Annotated in this window: 16 protein-coding genes and 1 tRNA gene; 1 reads left to right on the top strand and 16 read right to left on the bottom strand. The window is 70.0% G+C overall.

Annotated features, from left to right (window positions below):
* Nucleotides 1–112: 112 nt before the first annotated feature.
* The 11 genes from AB0E88_RS04080 to AB0E88_RS04030 all read right to left on the bottom strand — a co-directional run bounded on the left by AB0E88_RS04080 (nt 113) and on the right by AB0E88_RS04030 (nt 15,867).
* The gene (locus AB0E88_RS04080; protein WP_361623370.1) at nt 113–2,074 is read right to left on the bottom strand and encodes a TIGR03960 family B12-binding radical SAM protein; all 1,962 of its coding nucleotides are present in this window, start codon (nt 2,072–2,074) and stop codon (nt 113–115) included.
* A gap of 70 nt (nt 2,075–2,144) precedes the next feature.
* Entirely contained in the window at nt 2,145–3,644 is a 1,500-nt protein-coding gene (locus tag AB0E88_RS04075; RefSeq protein ID WP_361623367.1) for a CYTH and CHAD domain-containing protein, read from the bottom strand.
* 161 nt (nt 3,645–3,805) lie between these two features.
* The gene (rodA, locus tag AB0E88_RS04070; protein ID WP_361623364.1) at nt 3,806–5,002 is read right to left on the bottom strand and encodes a rod shape-determining protein RodA; all 1,197 of its coding nucleotides are present in this window, start codon (nt 5,000–5,002) and stop codon (nt 3,806–3,808) included.
* Nucleotides 4,999–7,251 (bottom strand): penicillin-binding protein 2, encoded by a 2,253-nt coding sequence (mrdA, locus tag AB0E88_RS04065; RefSeq protein WP_361623361.1) that lies wholly within the window; start codon nt 7,249–7,251, stop codon nt 4,999–5,001. Before mrdA ends, rodA begins: the two co-directional genes overlap by 4 nt.
* 215 nt (nt 7,252–7,466) lie before the next feature.
* Nucleotides 7,467–8,138 carry a rod shape-determining protein MreD gene (mreD, locus tag AB0E88_RS04060; RefSeq protein ID WP_361623358.1) on the bottom strand — a complete coding sequence of 224 codons (672 nt, stop codon included), beginning with the start codon at nt 8,136–8,138 and terminating at the stop codon, nt 7,467–7,469.
* 13 nt (nt 8,139–8,151) lie between these two features.
* Complete coding sequence (gene mreC, locus AB0E88_RS04055) at nt 8,152–9,201, bottom strand: rod shape-determining protein MreC (protein ID WP_361623355.1); 1,050 nt, start codon at nt 9,199–9,201, stop codon at nt 8,152–8,154.
* 154 nt (nt 9,202–9,355) lie between these two features.
* The gene (locus AB0E88_RS04050; RefSeq protein WP_103782377.1) at nt 9,356–10,375 is read right to left on the bottom strand and encodes a rod shape-determining protein; all 1,020 of its coding nucleotides are present in this window, start codon (nt 10,373–10,375) and stop codon (nt 9,356–9,358) included.
* A gap of 315 nt (nt 10,376–10,690) precedes the next feature.
* On the bottom strand, nt 10,691–11,104 hold the full coding sequence (ndk, locus tag AB0E88_RS04045) for a nucleoside-diphosphate kinase (protein WP_361623352.1): 414 nt from the start codon (nt 11,102–11,104) through the stop codon (nt 10,691–10,693).
* Nucleotides 11,105–11,170: 66 nt separating this feature from the next.
* Nucleotides 11,171–11,536: a DUF4233 domain-containing protein gene (locus AB0E88_RS04040; RefSeq protein WP_361623349.1), complete on the bottom strand. Its 366-nt coding sequence runs from the start codon at nt 11,534–11,536 to the stop codon at nt 11,171–11,173.
* Between the two features lie 3 nt (nt 11,537–11,539).
* Nucleotides 11,540–13,054, bottom strand: a complete 1,515-nt coding sequence (locus tag AB0E88_RS04035) for a folylpolyglutamate synthase/dihydrofolate synthase family protein (RefSeq protein ID WP_361623346.1) — start codon at nt 13,052–13,054, stop codon at nt 11,540–11,542.
* Between the two features lie 188 nt (nt 13,055–13,242).
* A complete protein-coding gene (locus tag AB0E88_RS04030) occupies nt 13,243–15,867 on the bottom strand; it encodes a valine--tRNA ligase (RefSeq protein WP_361623343.1) in 2,625 nt (874 codons plus the stop codon).
* Nucleotides 15,868–16,004: 137 nt separating this feature from the next.
* Between AB0E88_RS04030 and AB0E88_RS04025 the strand changes: the two genes are divergently transcribed.
* Complete coding sequence (locus AB0E88_RS04025; RefSeq protein WP_361623340.1) at nt 16,005–16,982, top strand: hypothetical protein; 978 nt, start codon at nt 16,005–16,007, stop codon at nt 16,980–16,982.
* Nucleotides 16,983–17,055: 73 nt separating this feature from the next.
* On the opposite strand, the gene clpX is transcribed toward AB0E88_RS04025, so the two are convergent.
* The 5 genes from clpX to AB0E88_RS04000 all read right to left on the bottom strand — a co-directional run bounded on the left by clpX (nt 17,056) and on the right by AB0E88_RS04000 (nt 21,969).
* Nucleotides 17,056–18,336, bottom strand: a complete 1,281-nt coding sequence (gene clpX / locus AB0E88_RS04020) for an ATP-dependent Clp protease ATP-binding subunit ClpX (RefSeq protein WP_361623337.1) — start codon at nt 18,334–18,336, stop codon at nt 17,056–17,058.
* A gap of 191 nt (nt 18,337–18,527) precedes the next feature.
* A complete protein-coding gene (locus tag AB0E88_RS04015; protein ID WP_361623334.1) occupies nt 18,528–19,208 on the bottom strand; it encodes an ATP-dependent Clp protease proteolytic subunit in 681 nt (226 codons plus the stop codon).
* A 109-nt stretch (nt 19,209–19,317) separates the two neighbouring features.
* On the bottom strand, nt 19,318–19,926 hold the full coding sequence (locus AB0E88_RS04010; protein WP_361623415.1) for an ATP-dependent Clp protease proteolytic subunit: 609 nt from the start codon (nt 19,924–19,926) through the stop codon (nt 19,318–19,320).
* A gap of 361 nt (nt 19,927–20,287) precedes the next feature.
* Nucleotides 20,288–21,664, bottom strand: coding sequence for a trigger factor (tig, locus tag AB0E88_RS04005; protein ID WP_361623331.1), 1,377 nt, complete (start codon nt 21,662–21,664; stop codon nt 20,288–20,290).
* Between the two features lie 228 nt (nt 21,665–21,892).
* Nucleotides 21,893–21,969: transfer RNA gene (locus tag AB0E88_RS04000), tRNA-Pro, on the bottom strand.
* Nucleotides 21,970–22,028: the final 59 nt, after the last annotated feature.

The raw sequence follows: 22,028 nt of genomic DNA, 5'->3' as shown, positions 1-22,028 counted from the left end.
GTCGGGTGTGCGTGCCCGACACCCCCGCGCCGGGCCCGCCCGGGCCGGCGGGGGGGGGGCGGGCGGAGAGCCCCCTGTCCCGCGCGGGACAGGGGGCTCTCCGGGTGGTGCGTCAGTGCGTGTGACCACTCGTCGCGGGCGCCGGGGCGGCGTTCTTGACGGTCAGCGGCAGCAGCTTCTTGCCCGTCGGGCCGATCTGGATCTGGGTGTCCATCGCCGGGCAGACACCGCAGTCGAAGCACGGGGTCCAGCGGCAGTCCTCGACCTCGGTCTCGTCGAGGGCGTCCTGCCAGTCCTCCCACAGCCAGTCCTTGTCGAGACCGGAGTCGAGGTGGTCCCAGGGCAGGACCTCCTCGTAGGTGCGCTCGCGGGTGGTGTACCAGTCGACGTCGACGCCGAAGGGCGCCAGCGCCTTGTCGGCGCAGCTCATCCAGCGGTCGTAGGAGAAGTGCTCGCGCCAGCCGTCGAAGCGGCCGCCGTCCTCGTAGACCGCGCGGATGACGGCGCCGATGCGGCGGTCGCCGCGCGAGAGCAGGCCCTCGACGATGCCGGGCTTGCCGTCGTGGTAGCGGAAGCCGATGGAGCGGCCGTACTTCTTGTCGCCCCGGATCTTGTCGCGCAGCTTCTCCAGCCGGGCGTCGGTCTCCTCGGCGGACAGCTGCGGCGCCCACTGGAAGGGGGTGTGCGGCTTGGGGACGAAGCCGCCGATGGACACCGTGCAGCGGATGTCGTTGGACCGCGACACCTCACGGCCCTTGGCGATGACGCGGGTCGCCATGTCGGCGATCTGCAGGACGTCCTCGTCGGTCTCCGTGGGCAGGCCGCACATGAAGTACAGCTTCACCTGACGCCAGCCGTTGCCGTAGGCGGTGGCGACCGTGCGGATCAGGTCCTCCTCCGAGACCATCTTGTTGATGACCTTGCGCATGCGCTCGGAGCCGCCCTCGGGGGCGAAGGTCAGACCGGAGCGGCGCCCGTTGCGGGTCAGCTCGTTGGCCAGGTCGACGTTGAAGGCGTCGACGCGGGTGGAGGGGAGGGAGAGGCCGATCTTGTCGTCCTCGTAGCGGTCGGCGAGGCCCTTGGCGATGTCGCCGATCTCGCTGTGGTCGGCGGAGGACAGCGAGAGCAGGCCGACCTCCTCGAAGCCGGTCGCCTTCAGGCCCTTCTCGACCATGTCGCCGATGCCGGTGATGGAACGCTCGCGCACCGGACGGGTGATCATGCCGGCCTGGCAGAAGCGGCAGCCGCGGGTGCAGCCGCGGAAGATCTCCACCGACATCCGCTCATGCACCGTCTCGGCCAGCGGGACCAGCGGCTGCTTGGGATAGGGCCACTCGTCCAGGTCCATGACGGTGTGCTTGGACACCCGCCACGGCACGCCGGAGCGGTTCGGCACGACCCGGGCGATCCGGCCGTCCGGCAGGTACTCGACGTCGTAGAACTGCGGGATGTACACCCCGCCCGTCCTGGCCAGGCGCAGCAGCAGTTCCTCGCGGCCGCCGGGACGGCCCTCGGCCTTCCACTCCTTGACGATCCGCGTGATGTCGAGGACGGCCTGCTCGCCGTCGCCGATGACGGCCGCGTCGATGAAGTCGGCGATCGGCTCCGGGTTGAACGCGGCGTGTCCGCCGGCCAGGACGACCGGGTCGTCCAGGCCGCGGTCCTTCGCCTCCAGCGGGATGCCGGCGAGGTCCAGCGCGGTGAGCATGTTCGTGTAGCCCAGCTCCGTGGAGAAGCTGAGGCCGAACACGTCGAACGCCTTCACCGGGCGGTGGCTGTCCACCGTGAACTGCGGGACGCCGCGCTCACGCATCAGCGCCTCCAGGTCCGGCCACACGCTGTAGGTGCGCTCGGCGAGGACGCCCTCCTGCTCGTTGAGGACCTCGTAGAGGATCATGACGCCCTGGTTGGGCAGGCCGACCTCGTACGCGTCCGGGTACATCAACGCCCAGCGGACATCGCAGCTGTCCCAGGGCTTGACGGTGGAGTTCAGTTCGCCGCCCACGTACTGGATCGGCTTCTGCACATGCGGGAGCAGGGCTTCGAGCTGCGGGAACACCGACTCGACGGACATCGGGGGAACCTTTGTGAGCTGACAGGGGTGACCATTCAGCGTAACCCGGTCGGCGGCCTCCCCCGTACGCTCACAGGCTCGCCCCTGCCTCGATCTCCTTCCACAGGCCGGGAAGCTCCCGCTCCGCGGCGGCGGCGCGTGCCTCCTCCCTGCCGTGCAGCAGCCCGTAGGTGAAGGCGCTCTCCCCCGCCGCGTGGGCGACCACGGACAGTTCGCGCAGGGCGTGGCGGGCCATGACGCTGTCCTGGTGGTCGCCGAGCAGGCTGGTGAGCGACTTCATCGACTTGGCCAGCGAGCGGGCGGGGCCGCCGAGGGCGGGCGTGGCGGCCTCGGCGGCGTACCGGGTGCGCTTGGCCTTCTTGCGGGCCTCGTGCAGGGCGACGTCGCGCTCGTGCCCCGGCGGCAGGTCGAGGGCCTGCGCGAGAAGCCGGGACACCTTGGCGAGGTCCTTGTGCACGGCGGCGGCGAGCACCGCGTCCGGCTTCTTCGCTGCCTTCTTGCGCAGCGGCGGGTCGGCGAGCACGGCGTCGAGGGCGTCGAGCAGGGCGAGCGCACGGGCGGAGTCCAGTACGGCGACGAGGTGGCCGCGGGTGTGGCCGTGCCGGGCGCTCGCCCAAGCGGCGATCCGCTCGTGGACGGGGCCGTGGACCAGGGCGGGCGGGACGTCGTCGAGGGCGGCCGTCAGACGTGCGGCCAGGACCTCCTGGTCGCGGTCGGCGCCCAGCTCGCCGGCCAGCCACTTCAGTTCGGCGGCGACCGGATCGGTGACGGCGCGGTCGAGGACGCTGCCGAAGGTGCGGAAGGTGCTGCGCATGCGGCGGGTCGCCACCCGCGTCTTGTGCACGGAGTCCGGGACGTCCAGGCGGATCGCCGGGTCGCCCGCCACGATGGCGTCGCGCTGGGCGCGCAGGTAGGCGAGGAGGTGGTCGCCTGCGGTCACGGGCTTGGCCGGTGCGCCGGTCCGGGTCCGGGAGCCGCCGGTCTCCTGAAGGGCACGGGCCAGCTTGGAGGGGGACTCCGACGGGCGGACGCCCGCTGCGCGCAGGTGCTTGTCGACCTTGCGGAGGAAGGCGGGGTCGGCGCCGTCGGCCAGTTCCACCTCGATCTCGGTCCACCGGGCGGTTCCGCCCGCCCGGTTGAGCCGTTCGGCGCGCACCTCGTCCACGCTCGCCTCGGCCAGCAGTGCGCCGTCGGCACCGACCAGGTGGCGCACGTCCCGGGAGCTGCGCAGCCGCACCACGGGCACCAGCTCGGCGTGCCGGATCCGGGAGCGGACCAGCGCGGCGATCTCGTCGGGCACGGTGTCGGACAGCGGCCCGCGGATCTCGTCGCGCACACCGGGCTCCACCGGGAGTTTGAGGTGCCAGCCGGCGTCCGAGCCGCCGGTGCGGCGGCGCAGGGTGACGGCGGCCGCGGCGAGGCGTTCGTCGGCGGTGTCGTAGTAGGTGGCGTCCAGTTCGGCCACGCCCCGGTCGAGGACGGCCGCGATCCCGGCGACGCCGGTCAGGTCGGGCAGCCCGCTGCCGTCGGATGCGTACTTGCGCTCGATCTCCCGTTTCGTCTCCGCCATGACCCGAATCTAATCGCAGTCGGGGCGGGACGGCAGGGGGCCTTTCCCGGCGTCGGCGGCCGGCCCGCGTCCGGTGCGGGCGCGCACCTCACACCCAGCCGCCGCACAGGCCGGTGCCCTCGCACCCCTGCGTCGCCGTGCCGCTCATGGTGTCCGCCCGCTCACGCCGACAGCGGTCTTTGTACCTTTATCGACTGCAGCAGTCCGATCGCCATCCACACCGCGAACATCGACGAACCGCCGTAGGAGACGAACGGCAGGGGCAGGCCGGTGACCGGCATGATGCCGAGGGTCATGCCGATGTTCTCGAACGCCTGGAAGGCGAACCAGGCGACGATCCCGGCGGCGACGATCGTGCTGTACAGCTCCGTGGTCTCGCGGGCGATACGGCAGGCCCGCCACAGCACCACTCCGAGCAGGAGGATGATGAGCCCGGCGCCGACGAAGCCCAGTTCCTCACCGGCGACGGTGAAGACGAAGTCCGTCTGCTGCTCGGGCACGAACTGCCCGGTGGTCTGCGAACCGTGGAACAGCCCGGCGCCCATCAGGCCTCCGGAGCCGATCGCGATGCGCGCCTGGTTGGTGTTGTAGCCGACGCCCGCGGGGTCCAGGTCGGGGTTGGCGAACGCGGCGAAGCGGTTGATCTGGTACTCGTCGAGGATGTGCAGCTGCCAGATGGCGACGCAGCCGATCGCTCCGGCGATGAGCAGGCCGAAGACCCAGCGGTTGGAGGCGCCGGAGGCGAGCAGCACGCCCAGGATGATGGCCACCATGGCCAGCACCGAGCCGAGGTCGGGCATCAGCAGCAGGACCAGGCACGGCACCGCCGCAAGACCGAGGGCCTGGGCCACGGTCCGGTGGTCGGGGTAGAGCTTGTCGCCCGCGTCGACCCGCGCCGCGAGCAGCATCGCCATGCCCAGGATGATCGTGACCTTGAGGAACTCGGCGGGCTGGACCGAGAAGCCGCCGATGACGAGCCAGTTGCGCTGGCCGTTGATCGTCGCGCCGAGCGGGGTGAGGACCACCAGGGCCAGCAGCACGGACAGGCCGTACAGGACCGGCACGACGTTGCGCAGGGCGCGGTGGCCGAGCCAGAGCGTGGCGATCATCAGGGCGAGCCCGATGCCGAGGTTCATCAGGTGCCGCAGCAGGAAGAAGTACGGGTCGCCCTGGTTCAGCTCGGTGCGGTTGCGGGTCGCCGAGTACACCAGCAGCGAGCCCAGCAGGGACAGCGCCAGCGCGGCGAGCAGGATCGGCCAGTCGAGCCGTCGGGTGAGCGAGTCGCGGGCGAAGATCCTGGTCCAGCCGGCCCGCTCCGGGCCGTACCCGGAGACGGAGAAGCTGTTCACGCCGGTCATCGGGGCATCCTCCGGCTTCCCCGCCTGCGCGGCCGTCTGCGGGTGTTGCGGTTGCCGCCGGTGGTCGGTGAGGCCGTGGCGGCGGGCTGCTGGTCGTCGCCGTTGGTCGGGTTGTTCTTCTGGGCGTTCTCGGCGTCCCTGGCGGGGTCGCCGCTGACCTTCGGGGCGGCGATGGTGCCGTCCGTGCGGACCTTGGGCAGGCCCTTCTGCGGCTGGGGCAGCAGCGCCTTCTTGTTGTCGATGGAGCCGTCGCCCTGGACGCCGTAGAGCGCGCTGTAGATGTTGCGCACCGCCTCACCGGAGGCGCCCGAACCCGTACCGGCCTGGGCGATCGTCATGATCACCGTGTAGTCCTTGGAGTAGGTGGCGAGCCACGACGTGGTCTGCTTGCCGTAGACCTCCGCGGTACCGGTCTTGCCGTGCAGCGCGATCTTGTCCTGCGGCCAGCCGCCGAACTTCCAGGCGGCCGTACCGCGGGTGATGACGCCCGCGAAGGCGTCGTCCATGCCCTTGAGGGTGGCCTGGCTGACGGGCAGCCGGCCGCGCACCGTGGGCTTGATCTCCTGCACGCTCTTGCCGTCCGGGCTGATGATCGCCTTGCCGATGGTCGGCTGGTACATGGTGCCGCCGTTGGCGACGGCACCGTAGATCACGGCCTCCTGGATCGGCGTGACGAGCGTGTCGCCCTGGCCGATGGAGTAGTTGATCTCGTCGCCCTCACGCATCTTGTTGCCCTCGAGGCAGTTCTCGTAGGCGATCTTCTCGACGTAGCTGCCGTCCTTCTTGCCGCTCTTGCACCAGGCGTCCTTGTTCGCCTGCCAGTAGGCGAGCTTCCACTGGCGGTCGGGGACGCGGCCGGTGACCTCGTTGGGAAGGTCGACGCCGGTCTCCCTGCCGAGGCCGAACTGGTGGGCGGTCTTGAAGAACCAGTCCTTCGGCTGCCCCTTCTTGGGGTTGATGCCGCCGTCCTTCTTCCACTCCCGGTCCGCGAGGCCGTAGAAGACGGTGTCGCAGGAGACCTCGAGGGCGCGGCCGAGCGAGATGGGGCCGAAGCTCTCCCCCTCGAAGTTCTTGAAGACCTGGCCGCCCACCGAGTACGCGCTGGTGCAGGGGTAGCCGCCGTCCCACTCGTAACCGGCCTGCACGGCGGCCGCGGTGGAGACCACCTTGAACGTCGAGCCGGGCGCCGCCTGACCCTGTATGGCGCGGTTGAGCAGCGGGTAGTCGGAGTTCTTGCCGGTGAGGGCCTTGTAGTCCTTGCCGGAGATGCCGCCCACCCACACGTTGGGGTCGTAGGTCGGCGCGGAGGCCATGGCGACGATCCGGCCGGTCTTGGCCTCCATGACCACGACGGCGCCGGAGTCGGCCTTGTAGTTCTCGCCGGTGATCTTGTCGAACTGCTGGCGGGCGGTCTTCATCGCCTTGTCCAGTTCGTACTCGGCGACGCGCTGGACCCGGGAGTCGATGCTGGTGACGAGGTTGGCACCGGGCTCGGCGGCGTCGGACTGCGCTTTGCCGATGACCCGGCCGAGGTTGTCCACCTCGTAGCGGGTGACGCCGGCCTTGCCGCGCAGCGCCTTGTCGTACTGCCGCTCCAGGCCGGAGCGGCCGACCTGGTCGGAGCGCAGGAAGGGCGAGTCGGTGTCCTTGGCCTTCTGGATCTCCTCGTCGGTGACCGGGGAGAGGTAGCCGAGGACCTGCGCGGTGTTGGCCTTGCCGGGAGCCGGGTAGCGGCGCATGGCCTCGGGTTCGGCGCTGATGCCGGGGAAGTCCTCGGCGCGCTCGCGGATCTGCAGCGCCTGCTTGGGGGTGGCCTCGTCGGTGATCGGGATCGGCTGGTACGGCGAGCCGTTCCAGCAGGGCTGGGGGGTCTTGGCGTCGCACAGCCGGACCTTCAGCATGACCTCCTCGGGGTCCATGCCGAGGACGGCGGCGAGCTTGGTGAGCACCGCCTTGCCGTCGTCCTTCTGCTTCAGCAGGTCCGTGCGGGACGCGGAGACGACCAGCCGGGTCTCGTTGTCGGCGAGGGGCACGCCGCGCGCGTCCAGGATCGAGCCGCGCACGGCGGGCTCGACGACCTGCTGGACGTGGTTGCCGGACGCCTGCTTCTGGTACTCCGCGCCCTCGCGGATCTGCAGGTACCACAGGCGGCCGCCGAGGGTGCCGAGGAGGGAGAGGACGAGGATCTGGATGACGACGAGCCGGATCTGGACGCGGGGCGTCCGGCCGGTCTCCGGGATGTTGGTCACTGCGGCTGTCTCCCCCTTTCAGGACGCGTGCGGCTGGGCGTGTACGAGCGGTGTCCGGGTGCGTACATGGGGTGAACGAACGGCCCCCGAACGCCGGTTCCAGCGGCGTTCACCCGTACCGGTGAACTTGACCTCCCACGTGATCTCGGGCGTGATCTTCCACGTGCTCTCCCGCGACCACTCCCACGGGCACTCCCCTGTGAACTCCCCGCCGCTCACAGCCGCTTGACCCCCTTGATGCGTCCCGCGCGGGCCACCCGCGCCCGCGCCGCCTTCACCCGCAGCCCGCCCCGCTGTCCGCCGATCTTCAGGCCGGTGCCGCCGGCGACCCAGCCGGAGGAGATGTCGGCGGACTTCGCCGAGGAGCCGGTCTCGGCGAGCGGGTCGTTGTCCGCGCGGCGGGCCAGCGCCATGACCCCGGGGACTACGAACGGCGCCAGCAGCAGGTCGTACAGGGCCGCCGTGAACAGCAGGCTGGGCAGGCCCACGTGCCGTGCGGCGGTGTCGCCGACGAGGGCGCCCACCCCGGCGTACAGCAGGGTCGAGCCGATCGCGGCCGCGACCACGGTGACCATGGGGCCGGTCGCCGACTTCAGCCGGCCGTTGTCCGGTCTCATCAGCCCGGCGGCGTAGCCGGTCACGCACAGCACCAGGGCGTAGCGGCCGGCCGCGTGGTCGGCGGGCGGGGCGAGGTCGGCGAGCAGACCGGCGCCGAAGCCGATGAGGGCGCCGCCGACATGGCCGTAGACCAGGGCGAGGCCGAGGACGGTCAGCAGCAGCAGGTCGGGGACGGCGCCCGGCAGGTGCAGGCGGGCGAGGACGCTCACCTGGACGACCAGGGCGACGACGATCAGCGCCGTGGAGAGCAGGATCCGGTTGACGCGCATGGAATGTCAGCTCCTACTGCAGCTCTTGCTGGCCGTCTTGGGTCTGCCCGTCGCCTGACGGTGGTCCGGTCTGCACGTCGGTGGCGGGCTGCTCGCTGAGCTGCGGCTGCGGCTGCTGCTGCCCGTTCTGCTGCCGGGCGTCGCCCGACGCGGTCGCGCCCGGGGTGACCGTGACGGTGACCGTCGGCGTGGGGACCGGCCGGGGCTTGGCCGGCAGGACCGTGTCGCGCGGGTCCTTCTTGGGTGCCTCGACGACCACGCCGACGATGTCGAGCTTGGTGAAGCCGACGAACGGCGTCACGTACAGCGTCCGGGTGAGTCCGCCGCCGGAGGGGTCGACGCGGGAGACGACACCGACCGGCACGCCGGGCACGAACGGCTTGTCGGCCTGCGAGCCGAAGGTGACCAGCCGGTCACCCTTCTTGACCTCGGCCTTGCCGTTGAGCAGCTCCACCCGCAGCGGCCGGTCGCCCTGGCCGGAGGCGAAGCCCAGTTCGTCGCTGCCTTCCATCCGGGTGCCGACGGTGAAGTCGGGGTCGTTGGCGAGCAGCACGGTGGAGGTGTTCGGGCCGACCGTGGTGACCCGGCCGACCAGGCCCTCGCCGTTGAGCACGGTCATGTCGCGCCGGATGCCGTCGTTGGCGCCGACGTCGATGGTGATGGTCCAGGAGAAGCCCTGGGCCGCTCCTATGGCGATGACCTCGGCGCCCTTGATGCCGTACTGCCCGGCGCCGGCCACCTTCAGCATCTTGTCGAGCTGCTTGAGCCTGCTGCGGTTGCGGTCGTCGCTGCCCAGCCTGGCCTTGAGGGCCGCGTTCTCCTTCTCCAGCGCGGCGAGCCGGTCGTGCCGCTCCCCGGAGTCGCGGACGGCCTCGACCGCGTTGCCGACCGGGTTCACCGCCGACGCCACGCCGTTCTCGATCGGACCGAAGGCCGCGGCCGCGGCCTGCCGGGCACCGTCGACCGGGGAGTCCTCACCGCCGCGGATGTCCACCGTGATCAGTGCGAACGCGATGGCGATCAGCAGCACCAGGAGAAGCCGGCTCTCTCGTGTGTCCCTCACGTGCGGCGGCCGTGCCCTTCCTCATTGGAATGTGTGCAGGGGTCGGATGCGAGTGTTCACCTGTGCGGAGGCATATGGCGGAGCTTATGCCTCCATATCAACGATCCGCCGTACGAGAGGAGATCATCTCGTACGGCGGAATCGAAGCGTTACGTCATCGGCGCGGCGCGGCGTCCAGGACCTGCTGGAGCGCCTCGAACTCCTCGACGCACTTGCCGGAGCCCAGCGCCACGCTGTCCAGCGGATCCTCGGCGATGTGGATCGGCATGCCGGTCTCACGGCGCAGCCGCTCGTCGAGGCCCCGCAGCAGCGCGCCGCCACCGGTCAGGACGATGCCGCGGTCCATGATGTCGCCGCTCAGCTCCGGCGGGCACTTGTCGAGGGTCGTCTTGACCGCGTCGACGATCGCGTTGACGGGCTCCTCGATCGCCTTGCGCACTTCGGCGGCGGAGATGACGACGGTCTTGGGCAGCCCGGAGACGAGGTCCCGGCCGCGGATTTCGGTGTGCTCGTCGGTGTCGAGGTCGTACGCCGAGCCGATCGTGATCTTGATCTGCTCGGCCGTCCGCTCACCCAGCAGAAGGCTGTACTCCTTCTTCACGTGCTGGATGATCGCGTTGTCCAGCTCGTCGCCCGCGACGCGGATGGACTGCGCGGTGACGATGCCGCCGAGCGAGATGACCGCGACCTCCGTGGTGCCGCCGCCGATGTCCACCACCATGTTGCCCGTGGCCTCGTGGACCGGCAGGCCGGAGCCGATGGCCGCGGCCATGGGCTCCTCGATGATGTGCACCTGGCGGGCGCCGGCCTGGGTCGACGCCTCGATGACCGCGCGGCGCTCGACGCCGGTGATGCCCGAGGGCACGCAGACGACGACCCGCGGCCGAGCCAGATACCGCCGCTTGTGGATCTTCAGGATGAAGTAGCGGAGCATCCGCTCGGTGATCTCGAAGTCGGCGATCACGCCGTCCTTGAGGGGACGGACGGCAACGATGTTGCCGGGCGTGCGCCCGATCATCTTCTTCGCTTCGGCGCCGACCGCGAGGATGCCACCGGTGTTGGTGTTGATCGCGACGACGGACGGCTCGTTGAGTACGATCCCACGACCCCTGACGTACACCAGCGTGTTGGCGGTCCCGAGGTCGACAGCCATGTCACGGCCGATGAACGACATTGAGTTCCCCATGAGGATTCGTCTGGCCTTCCCACGAGCTTTTGAGGGCTTTTCAGGTAGGCGAGGTGGGTGCTGTGACGTGAAGGCTTCCATCGTAAACGCGCCTGCACGAACACGGCGTGAGGGTCTTCGCCATTGTCATCAGATGCGACGGCGCCCCGCTTGGTGAGACGTGCCATCGGGGGCATCCGTTCCCCCGATCGGCCCGGCATATGCCAAAGGACGGCCGAAATCGTCCGGCCGTCCCGGGGCGGCTACGGGGAGTTAACTGACGGGGTGTCAGAAAAATCCCCGGAACATCCTCGCGCGGGCGTCTCAGGCACGGCCCGGGAAGAAGATCTTCACCTCGCGCTCGGCGGACTCCTCGGAGTCGGACGCGTGGATCAGGTTCTCCCGCACGATCACACCGAAGTCGCCCCGGATGGAGCCGGGCTCCGCGGCGATCGGGTCGGTCGGACCCGCCAGCCGGCGCAGCCCCTCGATCACCCGCTCACCCTCGACGATCATCGCCACGACCGGACCGGACGCCATGAACTCGACGAGCGGCTCGTAGAACGGCTTGCCCTTGTGCTCGCCGTAGTGCTGCTCCAGCGTCTCGGTGTCCAGGGTGCGCAGCTCCAGCGCGGTGATCTGCCAGCCGGCCTTGCGCTCGATACGGCTGATGATCTCGCCGGTCAGGCCGCGACGGACGGCGTCGGGCTTGAGGAGGACGAGGGTGCGCTGGGTCACGGGGGGACTCCTTCTTCCTGCCAGGTGTGCGGTGGGACGAGATTACAGGGCGTGCCGTGGCGCCCGTCACGCAGCGTCAGGTGTCCCGGAGCCGCCCTGCGCGCTCTGGGCCGCGAATCGCGCCTTCGCCTCGTCCACCTTGCGCCCGAAGTGCACCGACGCCCACCACAGCGCCGCGAACACCGCGCCCATGAAGAACATCAGCGGCACCACGAAACCGGCCGCGACCAGCGCGATCTGCAGCGCCCACCCGAGGGCGACGCCCCCGGGCCGGGTCACCATGCCGCACAGCAGCACACAGAACAGCATCGCGATGCCGCACACCGTCCACACCGTGCCCGTGGTGAGGTCCGGGTCCTTCATCGCGACCAGGCCGGCGAACCCGATGATGAAGAACTCACCGATCAGCGTCGAGGAACACAGCGTCCGCATGACTCACGCACTCTTCCCGAGAAGCAGCCGGGCCTCGCCGACCGTGATGACGGAACCGGTCACGAGCACGCCACCGCCCGCGAACTCGCCCTCCTCCTCGGCGAGCGTGATCGCGGCCTCCAGCGCGTCCGGCAGACGCGGCTCGACCTGCACCCGCTCCTCGCCGAAGACCTCCACCGCGATGCCCGCCAGCTCGTCGGCGTCCATCGCCCGGTGGCTGGAGTTCTGCGTGACCACGATCTCCGCGAAGACCGGCTCGAACGCCTCCAGCAGCCCGCGCACGTTCTTGTCGCCGCTCGCGCCGACGACCCCGATCAGCCGGCTGAACTGGAACGCCTCTCCGATCGCCTCGGCCGTCACCCGCGCGCCCGCCGGGTTGTGCGCGGCGTCCAGCACCACGGTCGGCGAGCGGCGTACGACCTCCAGGCGGCCCGGCGAGGCCACGGCCGCGAACGCCTTGCGGACCGTGTCCGCGTCCAGCTGCTCCTGGCGCTGCGCGCCCACGCCGAAGAACGCCTCCACGGCGGACAGCGCCACCGCCGCGTTGTGCGCCTGGTGCGCGCCGTGCAGCGGGAGGTAGATGTCGGTGTACTCGCCGCCGAGGCCGCGCAGCGTGAGCAGCTGCCCGCCGACGGCGACCTGCCGGGCGACGACGCCGAACTCCAGGCCCTCACGGGCCACGGTCGCGTCCACCTCCACGGCCTTCTTCAGCAGCACCTGCGCCGCGTCCACCGGCTGCTGCGCCAGGATCACGGTCGCGCCCTGCTTGATGATCCCGGACTTCTCGCCCGCGATCTCCCCCGGCGTCTCGCCGAGCCGGTCGGTGTGGTCCAGGTCGATCGGCGTGACGACGGCGACGTCACCGTCGATCACGTTCGTCGCGTCCCAGGAGCCGCCCATGCCGACCTCGACGACCGCCACGTCCACCGGCGCGTCGGCGAAGGCGGCGTACGCCATGCCGGTGAGCACCTCGAAGAAGGACAGCCGGTACTCCTGCTGGGCGTCGACCATCTCGACGTACGGCTTGACGTCCTGGTACGTCTCGACGAACCGCTCGGCGGAGATCGGCGCGCCGTCCAGGCTGATCCGCTCGGTGATCGACTGCACGTGCGGGCTGGTGTAGCGGCCGGTGCGCAGCTCGAAGGCGCCGAGCAGCGCCTCGATCATCCGGGCGGTGGAGGTCTTGCCGTTGGTCCCCGTGATGTGGATCGAGGGGTACGAGCGCTGGGGCTCGCCCAGGACGTCCATCAGCGCGGAGATGCGGGCGACCGACGGCTCCAGCTTGGTCTCGCCCCAGCGGGTGGCCAGCTCGGCCTCGACCTCGCGCAGCGCCTTGTCGACCTCGGGGTCCTCGGGGCGGGCCGGGACGTCTGCCTCCGGAGGGCCTCCCTGGGTGCGCAGGGTGCGGCTGCCGGCCTCGATGACCGCGAGGTCGGGGTCGCGGGTGGTCTCGGCTTCGATGATCTCGTCGAAGTCGTCGAGGGGGTCGGGCTGGTCGTTGCCGGGGTTCTCGCTCACGGGGTCAGTCTACGGACGGGTGCTGACAAAGGGTGCGGGGGCTTGGAGCGCCTGCTGAGGGGGGTGGCTGGTCTTTTCTCGCGGGTGCGGGTGCGTTGTGGTTGATCGCGCAGTTCCCCGCGCCCCTGGAGGTGGGCGAAGGCCCCCCGTGCTTCGCAGCTCCGGGGGCCTTCCTCACGCAGAACGACTCACGCCTGCGGCAGCCTGTCCAGCTGGGCCTGGATCCGGGTGATGTCCTCCTCCGCCTTGGCCAGGCGGCCGCGGATCTTGTCCACCACGTTGTCCGGGGCCTTGGCCAGGAACGCCTCGTTGCCGAGCTTGGCCGTGGCCTGGGCCTTCTCCTTCTCGGCCGCCGCCAGGTCCTTCGCCAGGCGCTTGCGCTCCGCCGCCACGTCGATCGCGCCGGACAGGTCGAGCGCGACCTCCACGCCCGCGACCGGCAGGGTCGCCGTGGCGGTGAAGTCCTCGCCCTCCGGCTGCAGGCGCAGCAGCTGGCGGATGGCGGCCTCGTGCGCCCCGAGCGGCGAGCCGTCGAGGCCGAGGCGGGCCGGGACGCGCTGGCCGGGCTGCAGGCCCTGGTCGGCGCGGAAGCGGCGGACCTCGGTGATGACCTGCTGGAGGGTCTCGATCTCCCGCTCGGCGCCGGCGTCGCGGAAGCCGCTGTCGGTCGGCCACTCGGCGATGACCACCGACTCGCCGCCGGTCAGCGTCGTCCACAGGGTCTCCGTGACGAACGGGACCACCGGGTGCAGCAGCTTCAGGGTGACGTCGAGGACCTCGCCCAGGACGCGCTTGCTGACCTCGGCCGCCTCGCCGCCCGCCATGAACGTCGTCTTCGACAGCTCGACGTACCAGTCGAAGACCTCGTCCCACGCGAAGTGGAACAGGGTGTCGGACAGCTTCGCGAACTGGTAGTCGTCGTAGTAGGCGTCCACCTCGGCGACGACCGAGTTCAGGCGGGAGAGGATCCACCGGTCGGTCGGCGACATCGTCGACGCGTCCGGCAGGGGGCCGTCCACGGTCGCGCCGTTCATCAGCGCGAAGCGGGTGGCGTTCCAGATCTTGTTGGCGAAGTTGCGCGAGCCCTGGACCCAGTCCTCGCCGATCGGCACGTCGACGCCCGGGTTGGCGCCGCGCGCCAGGGTGAAGCGCAGGGCGTCCGAGCCGTACTTGTCCATCCAGTCCAGCGGGTTGACCGCGTTGCCGAAGGACTTCGACATCTTCTTGCCGAACTGGTCGCGGACCATGCCGTGCAGGGCGATGGTGTGGAACGGCGGGGTGCCGTCCATCGCGTACAGGCCGAACATCATCATCCGGGCGACCCAGAAGAAGAGGATGTCGTAGCCGGTGACCAGGACGGAGTTCGGGTAGAACTTCGCGAGCGACTCGGTCTGCTCGGGCCAGCCGAGCGTGGAGAACGGCCACAGGCCGGAGGAGAACCAGGTGTCGAGGACGTCGGTCTCCTGGTGCCAGCCCTCGCCGGCGGGCGGCTGCTCGTCGGGGCCGACGCAGACGACCTCGCCGTCGGGGCCGTACCAGACCGGGATGCGGTGGCCCCACCACAGCTGGCGCGAGATGCACCAGTCGTGGAGGTTGTCGACCCAGTCGAAGTACCGCTTCTCCATCTCCTGCGGGTGGATCTTGACCTTGCCCTCGCGGACCGCGTCACCGGCGGCCTTGGCGAGCGGGCCGACCTTGACCCACCACTGCATGGACAGGCGCGGCTCGATGGTGGTCTTGCAGCGCGAGCAGTGGCCGACGGAGTGGACGTAGGGGCGCTTCTCGGCGACGATCCGGCCCTCGGCGCGCAGCGCGGCGACGATGGCGGAGCGGGCCTCGAGGCGGTCCAGGCCCTGGAAGGGGCCGTGGGCGGTGATCACGGCGTGCTCGTCCATGATCGCGATCGCCGGGAGGTCGTGGCGCTGGCCGATCTCGAAGTCGTTCGGGTCGTGCGCGGGGGTGACCTTGACGGCGCCGGTGCCGAACTCGGGGTCGACGTGCTCGTCGGCGACGACGGGGATACGGCGGCCGGTGAGCGGCAGCTCGATCTCGCGCCCCACGAGGTGCTTGTAGCGCTCGTCCTCGGGGTGGACGGCGACGGCGGTGTCGCCGAGCATGGTCTCCGCGCGGGTGGTGGCGACGACGATCGCGTCGTCACCGTCGCCGTACTTGATGGAGACGAGCTCGCCGTCGTCGTCCTGGTACTCGACCTCGATGTCGGAGATCGCGGTCAGGCAGCGCGGGCACCAGTTGATGATGCGCTCGGCGCGGTAGATCAGCTCGTCGTCGTAGAGCTTCTTGAAGATGGTCTGGACGGCCTGGGAGAGGCCCTCGTCCATGGTGAAGCGCTCGCGGGACCAGGCGACGCCGTCGCCGAGGCGGCGCATCTGGCCGCTGATCTGGCCGCCGGACTCGCCCTTCCACTGCCAGACGCGCTCGACGAAGGCCTCACGGCCGAGGTCGTGGCGGGACTTGCCCTCCTTGGCCAGCTCGCGCTCGACGACGTTCTGGGTGGCGATGCCGGCGTGGTCCATGCCGGGCTGCCACAGCGTCTCGTAGCCCTGCATCCGCTTGCGGCGGGTCAGGGCGTCGATGAGCGTGTGCTCGAAGGCGTGGCCCAGGTGCAGGCTGCCGGTGACGTTCGGCGGCGGGATGACGATCGTGTACGGCGGCTTGTCGCTCGCCGCGTCCGCCTCGAAGTAACCGCGCTCTACCCAGCGCTCGTACAGCGGCCCCTCTACATCGGCCGGCGCGTACTGGGTCGGCAGTTCGGTGGTGGGCGCTGGTGGCTGCTGCTGAGCGTTGTCGGTCACGGCGCTCAGTTTAGAGGCGTCACGGGCCTGTCCCGAAACGCGATTCTTCTGTAACGGTCCGTACCCCGGTGGGGTGCCGTGCGGGGGGCTCGGCCAGGATGTCGGATACGCATAAGCATCTGGAGGGGAACCCCGTCATGAGCTACAACCAGCCGGGCCCGTACGGCGGGCAGCCGCAGCAGCCCGGGCCGTACGGTCAGCCGGGTCCCTACGGCCAGCCCGGCCCGTACGGCCAGCAGCCGCAGGCTCCGCAGCCCGGTTACGGCTACCCCCAGCAGCCGCCGGCCCCGCAGCCGGGCTACGGCTACCCGCAGCAGGGTGTGCCGCCCCAGCCGGCCCCGTACGGCCAGCCCGCCCCCTACGGCCAGCAGCCGCCGTACGGCACCATGCCGCAGCCCCCGGCGGCCGGCGGCGGCAAGAAGAAGACGGGCCTGATCATCGGCACGGTCGCGGTCGTCGCGGCCCTGGCGGTGGGCGGCTACTTCGTCCTGGCGGGGGGCGGTGGCGGGGGCCTGAGCGACGACGGCCCGCACAAGCTGACGACGCCGGCGACCGCGCTGACCGAGTACAAGCGGGTCGGCAAGGGCGGCGAGAGCACCGACTCCAAGACCGTGGAGTACCTCGCGTCCAGCGGTGTCACCAACGGCAAGGCCGTCATCGGGCAGTGGTCGACGGCCGACTTCGGGGACTACGACCCCGAGCACCCGGACCCCGACAAGCTGCCCTCGACGGCCGAGCTGCTGACCGCTCGCGGCGTCACGATGGTGGGCGGCTACGGCCAGATCAAGGATCCCGCGACGACGCTCGACAAGTACTTCGCCGTCATCCAGCAGCAGTTCACGAAGAACGCGGCGAGCAGCTCGGGCACGGCGTCCGACGCGAAGCTGATCGGCCAGCCGGAAGAGGCCGCCCTCGACGGCGCGGTCATGAAGTGCCAGTCGACCCAGAGCACCAACTCGCTGACCAAGAAGCAGTCCACGGACTGGTTCTGCGTGTGGGCCGACTACAGCACGGTCGCCATGGTCTCCCCCGGTGACAACACCAAGAGCATCACCAAGGACGCCGCGATCGACATCACCACAAAGCTGCGCAGCGAGGTCCGCATCAAGGCCTGACGCCCACGAGGCGCCGCGTACGGCGAAGGGGCCCCGGTCGGTCGACCGGGGCCCCTTCCTGCATGCCTTGCGGCTACGCCGACTTCTGTTCGCCCGGGCCGCGGCCTCGGGCGTCCCTGGGGATGAGGGTCGGGTTGACGTTGGAGTGGACGACGTCGGCGGTGATGACGACGCGGGCCACGTCCTTGCGGGACGGGACCTCGTACATCACCGACATCAGGACCTCCTCCATGATGGCGCGCAGACCGCGGGCGCCGGTCTGGCGGAGGATGGCCTGGTCGGCGATGGCCTCCAGCGCCTCGCGCTCGAAGTCGAGCTCGACGCCGTCGAGTTCGAAGAGGCGCTGGTACTGCTTCACCAGCGCGTTGCGCGGCTCGACCAGGATCTTCAGGAGCGCTTCGCGGTCGAGGTTGTGGACTGAGGTGATCACCGGCAGACGGCCGATGAACTCCGGGATCATGCCGAACTTGACCAGGTCCTCGGGCATGACGTCCTCGAACTGGTCCTTGGACTCCAGCTCGCGCTTGGAGCGGATCGTCGCGCCGAAGCCGATGCCCTTGGCGCCGGCCCGGGACTCGATGATCTTCTCCAGGCCCGCGAAGGCACCGCCCACGATGAACAGGACGTTCGTCGTGTCGATCTGGATGAACTCCTGGTGCGGGTGCTTGCGGCCGCCCTGCGGCGGGACCGAGGCCGTGGTGCCCTCGAGGATCTTCAGCAGGGCCTGCTGCACGCCCTCGCCGGAGACGTCACGCGTGATCGACGGGTTTTCGCTCTTCCGGGCGACCTTGTCGATCTCGTCGATGTAGATGATCCCGGTCTCGGCCTTCTTGACGTCGTAGTCGGCCGCCTGGATCAGCTTGAGCAGGATGTTCTCGACGTCCTCGCCGACATAGCCCGCCTCCGTCAGCGCGGTCGCGTCGGCGATCGCGAACGGGACGTTCAGCATGCGGGCCAGCGTCTGCGCGAGCAGCGTCTTGCCGGAACCCGTGGGGCCCAGCAGCAGGATGTTGGACTTGGCCAGTTCGATGGCGTCCTCGCGGCTGCCGCCGTTCTCGCCGGCCTGGACCCGCTTGTAGTGGTTGTACACCGCGACGGAGAGGGCCTTCTTCGCCGCCTCCTGGCCGACCACGTACCCCTCGAGGAACTCGTAGATCTCGCGGGGCTTGGGGAGCTCCTCCCAGCGCACCTCGCTGGTCTCGGCGAGCTCCTCCTCGATGATCTCGTTGCAGAGATCGATGCACTCGTCGCAGATGTACACACCGGGGCCTGCGATGAGCTTCTTGACCTGCTTCTGGCTCTTGCCGCAGAACGAGCACTTGAGCAGATCGCCGCCGTCACCGATGCGTGCCACGGTGTGCTTCCCCTTCGCCTGGGAGTCGCCTGGACGTCAACGTCCAGTGGCTCCTGGTGCTGCCTTATGTCCGACGGTACCTTGCCGGGCCCCCCGTTCGGGCCCCCCTTGGCACGGTTCACTTCCACGGGAACCGTGCGCGTGGCGTGCCAAGGGGCGGCAGACGATACAGGTCCGGTGACCTCTGCGGGTCAGCGGACCGCCGCGTTGTTCATCTTCCGGGTGGAGATGATCTGGTCGATCAGGCCGTACGAGAGCGCGTCCTCGGCCGTGAGGATCTTGTCGCGCTCGATGTCCTCGCGGATCTTCTCGATCGGCGTGGTGGAGTGCTTGGCCAGCATCTCCTCCAGCTGCGAACGCATCCGCAGGATCTCGTTCGCGGCGATCTCCAGGTCGGAGACCTGGCCGCGGCCGGTCTCGCTGTAGGGCTGGTGGATCAGCACGCGCGCGTTCGGCAGCGCCATGCGCTTGCCCGGCGTACCGGCGGCCAGCAGGACGGCGGCGGCGGAGGCCGCCTGGCCCATGCAGACCGTCTGGATGTCGGGCTTGACGAACTGCATCGTGTCGTAGATCGCCGTGAGCGCCGTGAAGGAACCGCCGGGGCTGTTGATGTAGACCGAGATGTCCCGGTCGGGGTCCATCGACTCCAGGCACAGCAGCTGCGCCATGACGTCGTTGGCGGAGGCGTCGTCGATCTGGACGCCCAGGAAGATCACGCGCTCCTCGAAGAGCTTCGCGTACGGGTCGTACTCGCGGATGCCCTGCGAGGTGCGCTCGACGAAGCGCGGGATGACATAACGGGACTCGGCCGTGGGGCCGGTGTACTCGGCTCGCGCACGGTCGTAGAGGCCGCTGCCGGGGAAGTCGTTCACGGTGTCTCCTGAAAAGGGCTGGGGCGGTGGCTGAGGCGGACGTGGGGGCCGGTGGGACCTGGGGGGCCACCCGGCGCCGTACGGGCGTTGTACGGGCCTGTGGGGCCCGTTACGCCGCCCCGGTACCGCCGCCGCCCGGCATGCCGGCGGCCGTCGGGATCACGTCGTCGATGAGGCCGTACTCCTTGGCCTCGTAGGCGTCGAACCAGCGGTCACGGTCCGAGTCACGGGTGATCTGCTCGACCGACTGGCCGGTGTGCAGCGACGTGAGCTCGGCCATGCGCTTCTTGGTGTGCAGCAGCCGCTCGGCGTGGATCTTGATGTCCGACGCGGACCCGGCCAGACCGGCCGAGGGCTGGTGGATCAGGATCTCGGCGTTCGGCAGCGCGAAGCGCTTGCCGGGCGTGCCGGCGCTGAGCAGGAACTGGCCCATCGAGGCCGCGAGGCCCATGGCGATGGTCACCACGTCGTTCTTGATGAACTGCATGGTGTCGTAGATCGCCATGCCGGCCGTGATCGAACCGCCGGGGCTGTTGATGTACAGGTAGATGTCCTTGTCCGGGTCGGCGGCAAGGAGCAGCAGCTGTGCGGTGATCTTGTTCGCGATGTCGTCGTCGACCGGCTGGCCGAGGAAGATGATCCGCTCGTTGAGCAGCCGGTTGTAGACCTGGTCGCCGAGGCCACCACCGATGGAAGGCTCGCCGGCGGCTGAGGGCATCAGATTCGTCACGTATCCACCTGCTCGTCTTACGACGGCGCCGGGCCGTCTCACGTTTCCCTGCGGGGCTTGGAGCCGTTCGGGGACTCCACTGCCCTCGTATTCATGGACCCTAACGCGCGGGTCCCTTCGGGGAATCCCGGGAATGGGAGTGTTCGCCGGGGGCGTAGCGCTCCGCGTCCCCGGGAGTGCGGTTCGCAGGAGGTGGCGAGGGCTGTCGTCGGGGCGCGGGCCGTCCGTGGCTGGTCGCGCGGTTCCCCGCGCCCCTTGGCGTCGGCCACCGCGCCCGGGATGCGGACGGGCCCCCGGGAAGATCCCCGGGGGCCCGTTCATGCGTGCGTCAGAGGCGCCGCGGGGCTGGTCAGCCCTCGGTCTTCTCCTCGGCGGCGGCGTCGGTGGTCTCGGCCTCGGCGGCCTCGTCCTCCTCGTCGTCCAGGTCGATGACCTCGCCGTTGGTGTCCTTCACCGTGGCGGCCTCGACGACCAGGGCCAGGGCCTTGCCGCGGGCGACCTCGCCGACCAGCAGCGGAACCTGGCCGCCCTCGACGACGGCCTGGGCGAACTGGTCGGGGGACATGCCGGAGGAGGCGGCACGGCGCATGAGGTGCTCGGTGAGCTCCTCCTGGTTGACGTTGAGCTTCTCCCGCTTGGTGAGCTCGTCGAGCACGAACTGGGTCTTGATGCCCTTGACCGCGGCCTCGCGGGTCTCGGCGTCGAACTCCTCGGCGGTCTTGCCCTGGATCTCCAGGTACTTGTCGAGGGTCAGGCCCATCTGGCCGAGCTGGTGGTGCTCGAGGTTGTGCTTACGGGTGTTGACCTCGTCCTCGAGGAGCTTCTCGGGGACCGGCACCTCGACGAGCTCCAGCAGCTTGTCCAGGACGCGCTCCTGGGCCTGCGTGGCCTGGTCGAACTGCTTCATGTCGGCGAGGCGCTTGCGGCTGTCCGCCTTCAGCTCCTCCAGCGTGTCGAACTCGGAGGCGAGCTGCGCGAAGTCGTCGTCCAGCTCGGGCAGTTCGCGCTTGGCGACCTGGGTGACCTTGACGGTGACCTCGGCCTCCTTGCCGGCCGCGGAGCCGCCCTTCAGCTCGGAGGTGAAGGTGGCCTCCTCGCCCGCGGACAGGCCCTTGACGGCGTCGTCGATGCCGTCGAGCAGCTCGCCGGAGCCGATGGTGTAGGAGACGCCGTTGGCGACGCCGTCCTCGAGGACCTCGCCGTCGACCTTGGCCTCCAGGTCGACGGTCACGACGTCGCCGTCCTCGGCGGCGCGCTCCACCGGGGTGGTGGAGGCGAAGCGCTCACGCAGCTGCTCCACGGACTTCTCGACGTCCTCGTCGGTCACCTCGACGGCGTCGACCTCGACCTCGATGGACGAGAAGTCCTCGGGGAGCTCCAGGGCGGGACGGATGTCGACCTCGGCGGTGAAGTTCAGCGTCTCGCCGTCCTTCAGCTCGGTGATGTCGACCTCGGGCTGGCCCAGCACGGAGAGCTCGGCCTCGTTGACCGCCTCCGTGTAGAACTTCGGAAGCGCGTCGTTGACGGCCTCCTCCAGCACGGCGCCGCGACCGAACCGCTGGTCGATGACCCGGGCCGGGATCTTGCCCTTGCGGAAGCCCTTCACCGTGACCTGCTGGTTGATCTTCTTGTACGCCGCGTCGAGGCTGTCCTTGAGCTCCTCGAAGGGCACCTCGACAGTGAGCCGAACCCGGGTCGGGTTCAGGGTCTCCACGGCGCTCTTCACGGTTCGGTCTCCTTGTGGCTGACTTCTCGGTTTCTACCGGGGCCAGAACGACTCCGGCGGATTTCGCCGCCCGGGAGGACTTCGGTGTGAGGCACACGGGCGCGCAGCTTGCATAGTAACCGCAGCCGCTGAACGGCCCAAAAGGCGATCACCCGCGTCGTCCCCGGGTGATCGGCAGATTCCCGGGCGGCCGATCGGAGCAGGTGATCGCCCCGGGGGTTCTGCTGGTGGTCGGGGTGGCGGGATTTGAACCCACGGCCTTCCGCTCCCAAAGCGGACGCGCTACCAAGCTGCGCCACACCCCGTCTGGTGCGACACGTAGGGTACATGCCCGCAGGCAGTACGGCCGCCGCATCGACGGGGG

This window comes from Streptomyces sp. NPDC028635 (genome assembly GCF_040637635.1).
GTDB lineage: Bacteria > Actinomycetota > Actinomycetes > Streptomycetales > Streptomycetaceae > Streptomyces.
The sequence above is the reverse complement of the archived record's forward strand: the minus strand, read 5'-3'. Positions and strand labels throughout refer to the sequence as shown.